The 12,720-nt window shown below is 64.4% G+C and carries 15 protein-coding genes, 1 tRNA gene and 1 pseudogene; 12 read left to right on the top strand and 5 right to left on the bottom strand.

Features of this window, described 5'->3' with window-relative positions:
• Nucleotides 1-12: 12 nt before the first annotated feature.
• Together Q0599_RS10910 and Q0599_RS10905 are read right to left on the bottom strand one after the other, a co-directional pair.
• A tRNA-His gene (locus tag Q0599_RS10910) sits at nucleotides 13-88 on the bottom strand.
• A 38-nt stretch (nucleotides 89-126) separates the two neighbouring features.
• Nucleotides 127-2,058: a SurA N-terminal domain-containing protein gene (locus tag Q0599_RS10905; protein WP_298829386.1), complete on the bottom strand. Its 1,932-nt coding sequence runs from the start codon at nucleotides 2,056-2,058 to the stop codon at nucleotides 127-129.
• 325 nt (nucleotides 2,059-2,383) lie between these two features.
• On the opposite strand from Q0599_RS10905, the gene Q0599_RS10900 reads away from it, so the two are divergent.
• The 12 genes from Q0599_RS10900 to Q0599_RS10845 all read left to right on the top strand — a co-directional run bounded on the left by Q0599_RS10900 (nucleotide 2,384) and on the right by Q0599_RS10845 (nucleotide 10,293).
• Nucleotides 2,384-3,622, top strand: coding sequence for a site-specific integrase (locus tag Q0599_RS10900; RefSeq protein ID WP_298829385.1), 1,239 nt, complete (start codon nucleotides 2,384-2,386; stop codon nucleotides 3,620-3,622).
• A complete protein-coding gene (locus tag Q0599_RS10895; protein ID WP_298829384.1) occupies nucleotides 3,619-4,338 on the top strand; it encodes a hypothetical protein in 720 nt (239 codons plus the stop codon). Before Q0599_RS10900 ends, Q0599_RS10895 begins: the two co-directional genes overlap by 4 nt.
• Nucleotides 4,339-4,413: 75 nt before the next feature.
• Nucleotides 4,414-4,617, top strand: coding sequence for an excisionase family DNA-binding protein (locus Q0599_RS10890; protein ID WP_298829382.1), 204 nt, complete (start codon nucleotides 4,414-4,416; stop codon nucleotides 4,615-4,617).
• Nucleotides 4,614-4,832 carry a hypothetical protein gene (locus Q0599_RS10885; protein WP_298829380.1) on the top strand — a complete coding sequence of 73 codons (219 nt, stop codon included), beginning with the start codon at nucleotides 4,614-4,616 and terminating at the stop codon, nucleotides 4,830-4,832. Before Q0599_RS10890 ends, Q0599_RS10885 begins: the two co-directional genes overlap by 4 nt.
• Nucleotides 4,829-5,287, top strand: a complete 459-nt coding sequence (locus tag Q0599_RS10880; RefSeq protein ID WP_298829378.1) for a CHC2 zinc finger domain-containing protein — start codon at nucleotides 4,829-4,831, stop codon at nucleotides 5,285-5,287. The genes Q0599_RS10885 and Q0599_RS10880 overlap by 4 nt, the downstream gene beginning before the upstream one ends.
• Nucleotides 5,284-6,858 (top strand): YfjI family protein, encoded by a 1,575-nt coding sequence (locus Q0599_RS10875; protein WP_298829376.1) that lies wholly within the window; start codon nucleotides 5,284-5,286, stop codon nucleotides 6,856-6,858. Before Q0599_RS10880 ends, Q0599_RS10875 begins: the two co-directional genes overlap by 4 nt.
• On the top strand, nucleotides 6,855-7,316 hold the full coding sequence (locus Q0599_RS10870) for a hypothetical protein (protein ID WP_298829374.1): 462 nt from the start codon (nucleotides 6,855-6,857) through the stop codon (nucleotides 7,314-7,316). Before Q0599_RS10875 ends, Q0599_RS10870 begins: the two co-directional genes overlap by 4 nt.
• Before the next feature lie 128 nt (nucleotides 7,317-7,444).
• Nucleotides 7,445-7,966, top strand: coding sequence for a hypothetical protein (locus Q0599_RS10865; RefSeq protein WP_298829372.1), 522 nt, complete (start codon nucleotides 7,445-7,447; stop codon nucleotides 7,964-7,966).
• The gene (locus tag Q0599_RS10860; protein ID WP_298829370.1) at nucleotides 7,966-8,367 is read left to right on the top strand and encodes a hypothetical protein; all 402 of its coding nucleotides are present in this window, start codon (nucleotides 7,966-7,968) and stop codon (nucleotides 8,365-8,367) included. The genes Q0599_RS10865 and Q0599_RS10860 overlap by 1 nt, the downstream gene beginning before the upstream one ends.
• A gap of 46 nt (nucleotides 8,368-8,413) precedes the next feature.
• Nucleotides 8,414-9,520, top strand: a complete 1,107-nt coding sequence (locus Q0599_RS10855) for a phage major capsid protein (RefSeq protein ID WP_298829367.1) — start codon at nucleotides 8,414-8,416, stop codon at nucleotides 9,518-9,520.
• Nucleotide 9,521: 1 nt separating this feature from the next.
• Nucleotides 9,522-9,755, top strand: a complete 234-nt coding sequence (locus tag Q0599_RS10850) for a hypothetical protein (RefSeq protein WP_298829365.1) — start codon at nucleotides 9,522-9,524, stop codon at nucleotides 9,753-9,755.
• Nucleotides 9,756-9,987: 232 nt separating this feature from the next.
• Nucleotides 9,988-10,293 carry a hypothetical protein gene (locus Q0599_RS10845; RefSeq protein WP_298829364.1) on the top strand — a complete coding sequence of 102 codons (306 nt, stop codon included), beginning with the start codon at nucleotides 9,988-9,990 and terminating at the stop codon, nucleotides 10,291-10,293.
• Nucleotides 10,294-10,850: 557 nt separating this feature from the next.
• Here Q0599_RS10845 and Q0599_RS10840 read toward each other — a convergent pair.
• The 3 genes and pseudogenes from Q0599_RS10840 to Q0599_RS26165 form a co-directional block, all read right to left on the bottom strand.
• Nucleotides 10,851-11,084, bottom strand: coding sequence for a hypothetical protein (locus tag Q0599_RS10840; RefSeq protein ID WP_298829362.1), 234 nt, complete (start codon nucleotides 11,082-11,084; stop codon nucleotides 10,851-10,853).
• A gap of 718 nt (nucleotides 11,085-11,802) precedes the next feature.
• Nucleotides 11,803-12,060 (bottom strand): hypothetical protein, encoded by a 258-nt coding sequence (locus tag Q0599_RS10835; protein ID WP_298829360.1) that lies wholly within the window; start codon nucleotides 12,058-12,060, stop codon nucleotides 11,803-11,805.
• 174 nt (nucleotides 12,061-12,234) lie between these two features.
• A pseudogene (locus Q0599_RS26165) lies at nucleotides 12,235-12,303 on the bottom strand (zinc-ribbon domain-containing protein); the annotation flags it as partial.
• Nucleotides 12,304-12,720: the final 417 nt, after the last annotated feature.

Below are 12,720 nucleotides of genomic sequence, written 5' to 3'. Positions count from 1 at the left end.
GTGGTCATTCGGTGGGGTGGCTGATGGGACTCGAACCCACGACGACAGGAATCACAATCCTGGACTCTACCAACTGAGCTACAGCCACCGCAGAGCCAAGCATTATAGCCGAGGGATCGTGCTGGCTCAGCTGCCGGCTGCGGCGCTCGCCGCACGCGCCGCGGCCGGCAGGGCCTCGGCGCGATAGCGGCTCTTGAGTGCGGCGTAGTAGGCCTGCGCCTCGGCGTCGCCCCATGCTTGGCCATACTGGGCCTGCAGGCGCTGCGCGTCCCCGCCGGCCGGGTCGCGGCCCATCACCTTGGCAATCTTCACGACGGCGTAGCCCTGGTTGCCCTGGTTGACGCCGACAAAGGCCGGTAGCTTGTCGGCCGGCGCGCGCAGCGCCGCGTCGACGATGTCGCGCGGAACGTCTCGCGGCGTGCTGCGCGACACGGTCGCCGCGCTGCCGGGCACGGCCGACTCCGGTGCCTTCTGCAACTCGGCCAGACGTGCCTCGCCCTCCTTGCGCGCCAGCGCGGCAGCCTGGCGGGCAGCGACCTTCTCGCGCACCAATGCCTTGACCTCCTCGAAGGGCCGCTGCCGTGCCGGGCTGTACTGCAGCAGGCGTGCCGACGCGAGCTGGTTCGGACCGACCTCGACCGCCTCGATGTTGCGCTTGTTCTTCACCGAGTCGGCGCCGAACAGCGCCTCGAGGAATTTCGCATTGGCGAGCGCCCCGGCGGCTCCCGGTGACGGGGAGCGCCCGACATCCTTCGCCGTACGGACCTCGAGCTTGAACTTCTCCGCAGCGGGCTTGAGGCTGTCGGCCTGCTCGTACACCATGTTGCTGAAGTCGACGGCGGCCGCCGCGAAGCGCGTCTGTGCCTGCTGCTTCTTCGCTTCCTCCTCGATTTCGGCACGCACCTGCTCGAAGGTCTTCTTCTCGCCACCGCGCGCACCAGTGACCTGGATGATGTGGTAGCCGAAGTCACTCTCCACGATGCCGCTGATTTCGCCCTGCTTGAGGCCGAACGCCGCGTCCTCGAAGGGCTTGACCATGGCGCCGCGACCGAAAAAGTCGAGGTCCCCGCCGCGTGCGGCCGAGCCAGGGTCGTCGCTGTTCTTGCGCGCGATGTCAGCGAAGCTGCCAGGCGACTTCTTCACCTCGGCAAGCAGCTGCTCCGCCTTGGCCCGGGCCTTCTCGCGATCGGCCGCCGGTGCGCTCTTCTCGGCCTTCACGAGGATGTGGCTGGCACGGCGCTCTTCCGGCACGGCGAAGCGCTTTTCGTTCTCGGCGTAGTACTTTCGAAGCTCGTCCTCGGGGACAGTGATGTCCTTCTTGATCGCATCGAGGTCGAGCACCACATATTCGATCGACGCCTGCTCTGGCGCCTCGAACTGCGACGCGTTCTCCGGAGCCTTGTAGTAGGCCTCGAGCTCGGCGTCGGTCGGGTTGACCTTTGCCAGGTAGTCCTTCGCGTCGAAGCGCTGCACCTGGATCTCGCGTTGCTGCAGCAGGGCGTCGAATGCCGCGTTGCTGCTGCCGGCGGGGCCGAAGGCCGTGCCGCCGACACCCTGCAGCACCTGGCGCATCGTGGTGTCCTGGCGCATGCGCGCCTCGAACATCTCGGGCGTCATGCCCTGCGCGCCGAGGAGGGCCTTGTAGGCGTCGAGGTCGATGCTGCCATCGGGCTTGCGCAAGGTTGACAGCTGCGGAATGGCCAGCAATTCGCGTTGCAGGCGTTCGTTCGTGGTCACCAGATGCAGCTTGCCGGCGGCGGTGAGCAACACGCGTTCGCGGATCAGCCCGTCGAGCACCTGCTGCTTCATCTCCGGGGTATCGAAGAGTTTGGGGTCGACACCAGGCATCTGGCGGCGCACTCGCTCGATCTGATCGCGCTGCGCGGCACTCCACTCGGCCTGGGTGATGTTGTTCCCGTCGACCTTGGCGACCGGCTCGTTTTCGCCGCCCGTGAAGCGGCTGTAGCCCTGGATGCCGAAGAACACGAAGGACGGGAAGATCAACAGCACCAGGACGAACTGCAGGATCCGGGTGTGCTTGCGGACAAATTCGAACATCGAGTGCCTCTATCGACTGCAGGAAGTCCAGATGCAACAAAGGCGAACCTGGGTTCGCCTTCGGGTCTCTGGTGTGCTGACTGATTCTATCGCAGGCCTTCGGGGCCGATCGGCCTGGCCCGCAGGGGGCAGTGGTGGGTGCTGAGGGGTTCGAACCCCCGACCTACGCCTTGTAAGGGCGAATCCAGCACTTACGCGCGTACCTCGTGCGAAGGCGATTTTATAGGTGAACCAACGACCCGTTATGTGCGGTTGCCTGCTAGTTTCTGCCATCTTGGGCTAGAATTTGCACTTACGGCGCACTTATGAGTCGCAGGAGCAAACCATGCCGAGACACGCATTGACGGTTGCCACTCATCTGACGACTCCGCCGCCGCACCCCCGATCCAGCATCGCAAGTGCGGCAAAGGGTAAGGACAAACCCGACAAGCCCTATGAAGTACGCGCCACCCAGCCGCTGGGCCTGCTGCTCCGCGTGCAGCCGAGCGGATTGCGGACCTACTACGTGCAGATCGCCCGGGGCAGGCGCGTAAAGATCGGCAACGCCACCACCTACACGCTCGAACAGGCCCGGGCGCGCGCAAAGGCGATCCTGCTGAACCCTGAGGCGCACGATAAGAAGTCCCACGGCGCCGCGACGCTGGCCGAATACATCGTCGACTACTACGCGGACCACGCGCTGGCCAAGCTCAAGAACGGGGCTCGCTCCATCGCGCGGGTAAAGGCGGTATGGAAGTCACTGCTGAACAAGCGGATGACAGACATTTCCGCCAGCGAAATCGACCGACTGCGGAACAAGCGAATCCTCGCGGGTGCCGCGCAGGCCACCGTCAACCGTGACGTCAGCGCGCTGTCGGGCGTGTTCAGCCATTGGGTTTCAAACACCGAGGGCGCTACACACCCGCTGGAATCGTTCAAGGCGTTGAAAGTGGCCGACGACGAAACGGTGCGCTACCTGCAGCCCGACGAGGCGCAGCGGCTGCGCAAGGCCTTGAAGGACCGCGACGATGCAGCCCGGAAAGAACGCGCCAGCGCAAACGCCTGGCGCGCCCAACGCGGCTATGAGCTGTTGCCCGAGCTGGGCACGTACAGCGACCACATCACGCCGATGGTCCTGCTCACGCTGAACACGGGGCTGCGACAGGGCGAACTGTTCTCGCTGACCTGGGAACAGGTGGACCTGCAGTTGAAGACCATCACGGTGCTCGCCAGCCACAGCAAGGGCAACAACACGCGCACGGTGCCGCTGAACGTCGAGGCGCTGGCCGTGCTGAACACGATCAAGCCCGAGGCCGCAGCGGGCCTGGTCTTCAAATCCCCGGTGAGCGGCGGCCGGTTCAATAACGTGAAGAAGGCATGGGCCGAAGTCACCAAGGCTGCGAAGGTGCCGGATCTGCGCTGGCACGACCTGCGGCACGACTTCGCCAGCCAGCTTGTCATGAAGGGCGTGCCGCTGTTCACCGTGCAAAAGCTGCTCGGGCACAAGAACCCGCGCATGACCATGCGTTACGCGAAGCTGGCGCCCGGCGCACTGGCCGATGCAGTCGAGATGTTGGGGGCGTGATCGTGGATACATGGAGCGACCACTTCGAGGGCTTCGACAACTTCGGGTCTGCGCCTTTCGATCCATGGCCGATCGTCTACATGTTCGAACGCTTGCGCGCTAATCCGAACGAAGCCGTCTATCGGCAGATGTGGCGAGAGCTGTATTCCGAACAGCAAGCGGCGCAAGCGCGTTGGCTAGGCAGCATTGCTCGCAGCCCGGATAGCCAAGTCCTGGCCGCAGGACAGTGTCTGACGCTTCGCGCGGCCATTGAAGGTGGCGCAGGTGGCCCGTTGCTCGAAGCGGTTGCTCTGTGTGCTGCAAGCGGAGTCACGTTGCCCGCCTGGATCGCTCTGCCCTACGTTGAGCGCTTCTGGGGCGCGCATGCTGGCGTGCACAAGACCTGGGAAGACGCATTCGGCCCAATCCGCGGGACCGTGAAAGCCCGGGAAGCTAAGGCAATGGGTCTGGACACCTATCGGGCCGCGCTAGGCGTGCTCGCCGAGAACCCCGACAAGGCTTTGAACTCCGCGTTCTACAGCGAAGTCGGAGAGCTGGTGGAGCGTGGGCACTCCGCGGTGCAAGAGATCATCCGCGACTACATCAGTGCGCAGGACGCGGCCCCGCTGGTGTACGTGAAGCAGCACCTGCAGGCCGGCGGGACGCTCAGGTCGGCGGCTTCCGCCTGGTTCCACGAGAAGGCCGCGCGCTGGATCGAGCGAGGCGAATCCCGGTAGATCGAGCGTTTGCCGGTACTGGCCGGGAGCCTGTGCCGAAATCATTCACGCCGTGCCTAACAGCAGGAGCGCGCAGTGAATGAGCAAGCAAGGCCGGCCATTGAGCCGCTGAACCACTCACCCGAGCGGGCCGGTGTGCGGCTCGGAGTCTCCACCCGCAAGGTGTACGAGGCGATTGCCAGCGGTGAACTGAGAAGCTTCAAGCTCGGCAAGCGCCGACTGATCCCGGACACCGAGCTGCAGCGATTCGTGCAGCGCAAGCTGGCCGAGGCAGCATGAATACCGCCGCCCTGCCCTCTGAGGACGCCGTGGCCGCAAGCGACCAGCGCATGGCTCGCATCCGCGCCGCCCTGCAGATGCGCGGGTTCGAGCTGGCCATCAGCGACGAACACGGCCGCGCGGTCTTCATCGTCGCGCGCTGGGGGCTCGCAAAAGCGCTGTACAGCGTCGACGCATTGGCCGACTTCGCCGAGCAATCTGGGTGCGCGCAATGAGCTTCGTCCGCGAACGCCTGCCCGATCCGATGGCCTACCTTGAGGCCGAGGGCCTGCACCCTATCGGCTCTGGTAGATGGCGCACCGTGATGTGTCCATTCCACGGCGAGAACACGCCGAGCCTTCGCGTCAACACGGTTTCCGGTGGCTGGGTCTGCATGGGCTGCGGTGCCAAAGGCGGCGACGTCTTGGCCTTTCACATGGAGCGTCACGGGCTTGATTTTGTCGAGGCAGCGCGAGCGCTGGGCGCCTGGTCCGACGACGGCAAACCGAACACAGACCGACCACGCACGCTGTCGGCACGCGACGCCATGCAGGTTGTCGCGTTCGAGTTGAACGTCGCCATCGTCGTCATTTCCGACATCCGCCGAGGCGTCATCCCGACCGATGCCGACTGGCAGAGGTTCTTGATCGGCGCCGGCCGAATCCAAAAGCTCGCAGGGGAGTTTGCATGAGCGCCGTCCCGAACTTTCGCCGCATCGAGGCCTCTGCCGCGAAGATTGACGAGGAGATCAAGAATGAAGATTCAGCCTGGCCTCAGCCCGAGGAAATCAAAGCCGAACTGCTCGCGGCGCCAAACTTTGATGCTGCCGCGCTGCTGCCGCAAACGCTCGCTGAGTTCGTGCTCGACGAAGCCGACCGGATGCCCTGCAGCCCGGACTACATCGCCGCCGCCATCGTGGTGGCGCTCGGCTCAGTAATCGGGGCCAAGTGCGCCATCAAGCCTAAGCGCCGCGACGACTGGATCGTCACGCCAAACTTGTTCGGCGGCGTCGTCGGCGACCCGTCCGCCAAGAAGACTCCGGCGATCAACACTGTGATGCGGTTCCTGGACCGGCTCGAAGCTGCGGAGTCCGAAAAGCACGCTGAAGCCGTGCGCGTTCACGAAGCCGAGGTGGCCGCGTTTGAAGCGCGGCGGGCCGCATTGAAGGCATCGATGAAGAAGGCCGCTTCTGGTAAAGGCGACAGCCTGAAGATGGACGCCGCGGTGGCAGACCTGCAAGACCTGCATGCGCCCGAAGAGCCGCACGAACGGCGGTTCAAGAGCAACGACGCCACCGTCGAGAAGCTGGGCGACTTGCTGACCCATAACCCGGCCGGCATGTTCGTGTTCCGGGATGAGCTTGTCGGCCTTCTGTCGAGTTGGGAGCGCGAGGGCCGCGAGGGCGACAGGGCCTTCTACCTCGAAGGCTGGAACGGCACAGGCAGTTTCAACATCGACCGGATTGGACGCGGCAGCCTGCACGTCAAGAGTTTGTGCCTGTCAGTGTTCGGAGGCATTCAACCGGACCTGTTGTCGAAGTACTTATCTGGCATCGCGTCGTCGCTCGACAACGACGGACGAATCCAGCGGTTCCAAGTCCTTGTGTACCCCGATGCTGTGAAGTGGGAGTGGCGCGACCGCTACCCCGTTAAAGGCGCCCGTGAGGCCGTGCGCGATATTTTCGATCGAATGGCCGCGTTCGACCCCGTGCAGGACGGCGCGGCGCCTGCAGATGACTTCGTGAAGCTCCCGCACTTCTACTTCGACGACGCGGCGCAGGAGGTCTTCATCGAGTGGTCTGGCGAACTGCATCGGCAGCGGATTGCCACCGAAACCAATCCGCTGATGCAGCAGCACTTCGGCAAGTACGAGAAGCTTTTCTGCGCGCTGGCGCTGATCCTTCACCTGGCTGAAGGCCGCATCGGCCCTGTGCAGGCCGACAGCGCTATCCGGGCGGCGGCATGGTGCCAGTACCTCGAAGGGCACGCCCGCCGCATCTATGGGCTGATTGAAGCCGCCAGGGTGAGTGCCGCTGCGATGGTCGGGCGCCGGCTCGCCGAAGGCAAGCTGCAGGACGGCTTCACGGCACGCGATGTGGTCCGCAAGGGATGGACCGGGATCGGAACCACGCTTCAGGCAGAAACAGCACTGGCAACCCTCGAAGAGCGCGGCTGGATTCAGTCCGCAGACATTGAGGATCAACCAGGCCGACCCACGACGCGCTACTACATCAACCCGCGCATCCGGAGGGCCGCATCGTGATTGACTGGATGACTCGTGCGAAACATGAGTTTTCACAGAAGCCCGCCAACCCCACCGCCAAAACTGACGAAACCCCCCTTTCGTCGGTTTCGTCGGCAGCCCCGGCGCGCATTGCCAGAAAACTCGTTCGGGTTTCGTCGGTTTCGTCGGTAGGGGGTGCGGCCGTTCCTGCAAAACGCATCCTCGTGATGACCAAGCAACAGGCCGATGCCTGCCACGCAGGTGGGTGGTCTGATGCCGAGATCGAGGCGTTCATCAGCCGATGCGACCGCCTGCTCCGCTGGGGATGGGCAGAGCTTGATGCCGAACGCCTGGCCGAACGCCTTGTGCTGAGGGACCGCGAGCAAGACGACCGCCATGCATGCGCTGAATGCCGATACGGACGCGCCCGCACCTGCCCCGATGGATCGCCGCTGCCGCTTGGTGTTCTACATCGCTGCGGGGGCTTTGCGCCATGAGAGCTATGCAGTCAGGAAAACACAAAAGGTACTTGGAACGAAGAGAAAACACGGGTTCGAACCGACCGCGAGGCCGCGCCACCTTCTGGAAAAGACTTTTGGTCCGGTAAACCAACTGGTGAAGCGTCATGCTGAAGAAAGAACTCGCTAAAGCCCTCGGCATCAGTCCTGCGATGGTTCGGAAGCTGGAACTACGGGGCATGCCGACGCATGACGCGGATCTCGCCAAGACCTGGCGCGAGGCGAATCTCGACTACACCCGGCTGCCTTCCGGCTTGATGAAGCTTCACGACCGCCGGGCGGCCCGTGCGGCGCTGCTCAAGTCGACCGACCCGAGGGTCGAGAAGGTGCAGCGCCTAGCGAAGATGGCCGAGTCCCTCCTGCGCAACGGGCAGTTCGAACTGATCGAGCCCGACCTACGCGCCGCGATGCGTGCTGTTCCCGGAGAACTGCGGCCCAGCGTGCTCATGGATATGAAGGTCTTCGATGCACTGGTCGGTGACTGCATCGACCTGTCGGACCCGGAGAGCACCGCGAAGCACACGGCGGCGCAGATGGAAATCATTGGCCGCTTCTGGTACGCCGTCGCGGCCGGTGACGATGCAGAGTACAGCGAGACCATCAACGCAATCATTAGTTGGGAAGCGTGATGGACTTTGCCCTGTCCCTGCAACTGCTCGAAGACGACGTGCGCCACATGATGCGCCGCCTGCTTGCTGTAGATGACAGGCGCGTCTTGGCGAAGCTGTTGCCGCTGGTGCATCAACTTCTCGGCGAGGCTGCATGGACTGCGGCCGACCTCTCGGCGGCTGCGATGGTCGGTCGAGGCCACGTCGCTGACGACCTCGTCGCGCTGGTCGGTGAGTACACGTCCGAGCGCGGCGGGCTGCGGCAGTTCGGCAACCTGCTGGAGCGCTGCGAAGGCTGCGTCATCGGCGGCATCCGCCTGGTGCGGATCGGCACGGACGGCCGCGCCGGTGCGGTGTATCAACTAAAGGTGCTCGCGACTTTCGACGCCCTCGAAACCCGCGCCGCTGGTGGCGGTGCGTGAAGCCGGCGCCGATCATCAAGCCAGTCCCACAACGAGTACAGATCGCATGGAAACCTACGTACCGACCGCAGCCCGCCGCACCATTCCCGAAGACGCACGCCTGGCAGTCGCCCGCGTGCTGTGGCGCCACTACGAAGAACTCGCCGGCACGGAAGAAGCCGATGCGCCGCCGTTCTCGTTCTCCCGACTGGTGGAGCAGATGAAGACCCCCCGCGGCCTGGTCGACGGCCGCGAACGGGAAATCTGCAGCAGCACCGCCACGCTGGCTGGCGAACACTTCGACCCGCACCGCGTGCTGATCCCGTTGCACGCTATCCGTGACCTGACCGCGGCTTCCGCAGCGGGTGGCGGATTCCTCGTCGGCTCCAGCATCGCTAACGCCGAACCCTTCGACGTACTGCGCCCCTACTCCGTGGCTGTCGAGGCCGGCATGACGGTGATCCCTGGCCTGCAGGGAAACGTCACTCTGACGCGCATCACGACCGCGGCCGGTGGTGGATGGATCGCGACTGAGTCCACGAACCTGCCGACTGCGCAGCCGGTGCTCGGTCAGGTCGCCATGACGCCGAAGTTCGTCGCCGGCTGGGTCAACATCTCCCGGAACATGACCCTGCAGGCGGCCTCGCTGGAGGCGATGCTGCGGCAGCAACTGCTCGGCGCGGTCGGCCAGCTGCTCGACGCAGCCGTCTTCAGCGGCTCTGGTACCGCGGGTCAGCCAACCGGCTTGCATATGACTCCGGGGATCAACACGACAAGCGGCACGTCGCTCGCGCATGCCGGCGTGCTCGCGATGCGGCGCCAAGTTCTCGCGGCTGGCGGTCGACAGAATCGCCTGCGCTGGATCGGCACGCCGGCCGTGCAGGAACTGCTCGGCGCACGCGAACGTGCGACCGGCGGCGGCAGATTCTTGTGGGACGACGACGGCATCCTCGGCGCACCTGCCAGCGCCACCAGCAACGCGCCGACCGGTGCGCTGACGGTGGGCGACTGGTCGCAGGCCGTGCTCGGCGTGTGGGGCCCGCCTGCCCTCCGCGTGGAAATCGACCCGTACACCGGGTTCAAGTCCGGTGCGGTGGCGGCACGGGTCATCCTGGCCTGTGACCTGGCCTTCCCGCAGCCGTCCGCGTTCTCTGTTGCTGGCACGGTGACCTGACATGAGCATCCGCATGATGGTCAATCGCCCGCTGATGCTGCGCGGCGACCACGTATCCGCAGGCCGTACGGTCGACGTGTCCCCCAGCGAGGCGGCGCTGCTGCTTGAGTCCGGGCGAGCTTCGCTGGCCAACGTCACCGACATGGAAGCTGTTCGGGAATCGGTGCGCGCTTCAAACGCCGAATGCCTGCGCCGCGAGAAGCAGTCTGGTGCCATGTGCAGGCCCGCCCAGTGATCGAAGCCCCGTGCCGTCCTAGCGTTCTTCAGGAGCACATCGTCGTGCGTATCCGCGATCACGTTTGTCTACGGGGCCGCGATCTGCGACGCCACGGGCTGTACCGCGGCTTGGTTCCATTGAGCCCTGAAGACGCTTTGCTGCTGGTCGAGAACCGGCTGGCGAAGCTGCCTGCCGAAACCTCGCTCCGGGAACTGCGTGCGCACATTGCGGCGAGCGCTAGCATCTGCGCGTGGCAATCCTCAGCGGTGATCACGTCCAACCCTGCTCCGGCCGGCGCTTCCGCTACTGGGTGACCTACGGCCCAGTGAGCGACACCGAGGCTTTCTTCGCTTGCGTCATCAGCGAGCCAAGCAAGGGCCTGTTCGGGGGTCTGGAACGAGGCGGAACCTTCGATGGATCAGTTCCCCTCGGGCCCGACTGCGTGCCGTTGGAACTCGCTATCCGCTCGCGAGTGCTCGGCTACATCGAGAGCACCGACTTCGGTGAGTGGATGCCGCCGCCGCCAAACTGGACTGGCTGGCGCGGGCTGATCTAGACCACGTCGAGCGCCTCTCGCAATCCGTCAACGATCGCGCGGAAGGTGCGCTCTAGCCCCTCGCCGCGTTCAAGTTCTGTGATGTCCCAGTTCCTGCCGCGGGCGTCGCGTTCGTGCGCCGCGACAGGGCCGACGACTGGCCCTAGTCGCGGATCTGTGGCGACGCGCTGCTGCACCTCGGGCTGAGCGTTCAACCGAACTTGCACCATGGCACGGAGTTGCACTGCGGAGCGCGCTGGCTTGGTCATCTCATCATCTGGGTGGCGTCGTGTTCTAGCCCGCGAGGAAGGCGGACCGGATCTCGGGCTGGAACGTGATGCGCCGGCTGCTCGCGGATGCCGGCAAGCCTGACCGTCCGGGTCTGTACGTCAGCCGAGCTTGCAGCTACTGGTGGGCGCGACGGTCCCCTACCTTGCACGTGACCAGAAGCGCGCGGAGGACGTGGACAGCTCAGGCCCCGACCATGCGGCAGACGCGACCCGCTATGCCTGTCTGCGCATGCGGCAGGTCGTGCTAGTTCGGCCGCTGCTCGCGTGAGCTGCGGCACAGATGCTCCGCTATGCACGAAGCTGCCTTTCGAAGTCCGCCAGCTCGTCAGGGGACGTGCCCGTCGGCAGGAGAAGAACGTCATCGTCGGCGAGGTCATCGACTGACACCAGGATTGCCCTGCCCGGGAACCTCTCGGCGAGTGCGTTGATCATGGCGTCGGCGCAGGGGCCAACTCCGCCAAGCAGCAGAACGCTCCTCCTGCCGAGGACAATATGAAGTGGGTTTGGATCGAATTGGTTCATGGAACCCTCCACGTTTGATGTGTAAGAGGGCCGCCCGGAAAGGATGGACTGAGCGCCTTCCGAAGTAGCCTGAACCGAGCCACGCCGCGAGTCACACCGGAGTCTCGCTCCGGAGGCAAGGGGCTCTCCCCCTGCACAGCAGAAGGACACTCCCGCTGAATCAATCCACATCCGCACTATGACCAGAAACTTGCTTGGGAGCTAGGTGTGGCTGCCTAACTCTGAGTGCTCAGCCTCACCTACTTCTTCTTCAGCTTCAGCTCCCGAATGCCGATGCTCCGAGAGGACGCCTCGTAAGAGAGGTAGTTGAGCCCGCCATACGGGTGTAGGAGTTCATCCTCATTCGGATTGTCCGAGGCGCGCTTTCGGAACCAAGGCGAGCCAAGCATGTCCTTGCTTCCATCGCGCTTCGACGCGGCCAGAACACAGTCACGCAGCACTCGATCAATTTCCTTGCTGGGCGGGCGCTTTCCGATGAAGGTGACGTTGACTGAGTAGACGTCTTGACTCGGAATGAACTCAACCTCAGCGAGTGTCTTAACACCAGCCGCCGACGCACACGAGAGTGGTGACGGGGAGGGCTTGGCCGAAACTGGCAGTCCTGCAACGCTGGCCAGAGTCAAGCAGGTGACGAAGAACTGACGCCCTCGACGCATAGTCACCTCTGGAGATCGGGCGCGGTCAGTTCCTGTTCGACCACCGAAGTGCAGGCGCCCCACTAGAGCATCACCCTAACGTGCGTGTAGTCGTCGCCCGACTTGCCCGCGCAGAGCTTGTTCCAGTCGCTCGCCTTGTCGGAGCTGACGGTATCCGAGACGACGTAGTGCCCCGGGGCTCGGTCGTTGAACGAGTTGCGCGCCACGTATTCGTAGCAGATGACCTTGCCGTCGATCATGATCGCGCGTGTCAGTTCGAACGTCTCCGGCTTCTTCATCGCGCTCTTCAGACGCCGTGCTCCGGCCAGCACGATGTTCACCTCGCGATCCTGGCGAGCCTTCTCGGCAAGTTGCGCAGGACTTGGTGGGGGCGGAGGAGGTGTCGCGGCCCTCTTCGTCTCCGCCTCGTTCTGACGCGATATACAGCTGAAGAGGCTGAGCGCAAAGACGCCGCCTATGATCCAAGTTGCCATGCTCGTCTGCTTCGGCAAAGGGGCGCCGCACTTTGGGCACGTAGCCGCCTTGGTGCTGACGGAATTGCCGCACTCCTTGCACTTGATCATCGCCATGACCAGCTCCCTACCTAGGTCTCGTGCGGGGATCGTGCCACGGCCTAGCCCTCTCGCGTATCCCCGAGTGAGGGCGTCAGGCCCTGCGCCGTGTCTGCGCGCCGCGAACGTACCTAGCGCAATTCTGGTGAGGCTCTGAGGCTGGATTGCTGATCACTGTCAGTGCGCCGCCAACGTGCACAGTCTCTCCGGGAGGGCCGGAACCAGCGGAACCTGTGGAACCGAGTGGACGGACCTGCAGGGGGGCACTTACGCGCTGGCCGGTCTGAGTGCATGGCGGGAGGGGCTAGCTCTCCGCTGCACTTACCCTGCACTTACGCGAAAAGGCCCCGCACATTGGCGAGGCCCTTTTTCATTGGTGGGTGCTGAGGGGTTCGAACCCCCGACCTACGCCTTGTAAGGGCGCCGCTC

Origin of the sequence: uncultured Piscinibacter sp. (assembly GCF_937952055.1) — a bacterium.
GTDB lineage: Bacteria > Pseudomonadota > Gammaproteobacteria > Burkholderiales > Burkholderiaceae_C > Piscinibacter.
Note: the sequence above shows the minus strand (reverse complement) of the source record. Positions and strands in the feature narration are given on the sequence as shown.

Coding starts and splice junctions, on each gene's coding strand:
- Q0599_RS10885 (WP_298829380.1), top strand. CDS start 4,614: ATGAATACCGCCGCCCTGCCCTCTGAGGACGCCGTGGCCGCAAGCGAC.
- Q0599_RS10875 (WP_298829376.1), top strand. CDS start 5,284: ATGAGCGCCGTCCCGAACTTTCGCCGCATCGAGGCCTCTGCCGCGAAG.
- Q0599_RS10860 (WP_298829370.1), top strand. CDS start 7,966: ATGGACTTTGCCCTGTCCCTGCAACTGCTCGAAGACGACGTGCGCCAC.
- Q0599_RS10840 (WP_298829362.1), bottom strand. CDS start 11,084: ATGAACCAATTCGATCCAAACCCACTTCATATTGTCCTCGGCAGGAGG.
- Q0599_RS10850 (WP_298829365.1), top strand. CDS start 9,522: ATGAGCATCCGCATGATGGTCAATCGCCCGCTGATGCTGCGCGGCGAC.
- Q0599_RS10855 (WP_298829367.1), top strand. CDS start 8,414: ATGGAAACCTACGTACCGACCGCAGCCCGCCGCACCATTCCCGAAGAC.
- Q0599_RS10865 (WP_298829372.1), top strand. CDS start 7,445: ATGCTGAAGAAAGAACTCGCTAAAGCCCTCGGCATCAGTCCTGCGATG.
- Q0599_RS10900 (WP_298829385.1), top strand. CDS start 2,384: ATGCCGAGACACGCATTGACGGTTGCCACTCATCTGACGACTCCGCCG.
- Q0599_RS10905 (WP_298829386.1), bottom strand. CDS start 2,058: ATGTTCGAATTTGTCCGCAAGCACACCCGGATCCTGCAGTTCGTCCTG.
- Q0599_RS10880 (WP_298829378.1), top strand. CDS start 4,829: ATGAGCTTCGTCCGCGAACGCCTGCCCGATCCGATGGCCTACCTTGAG.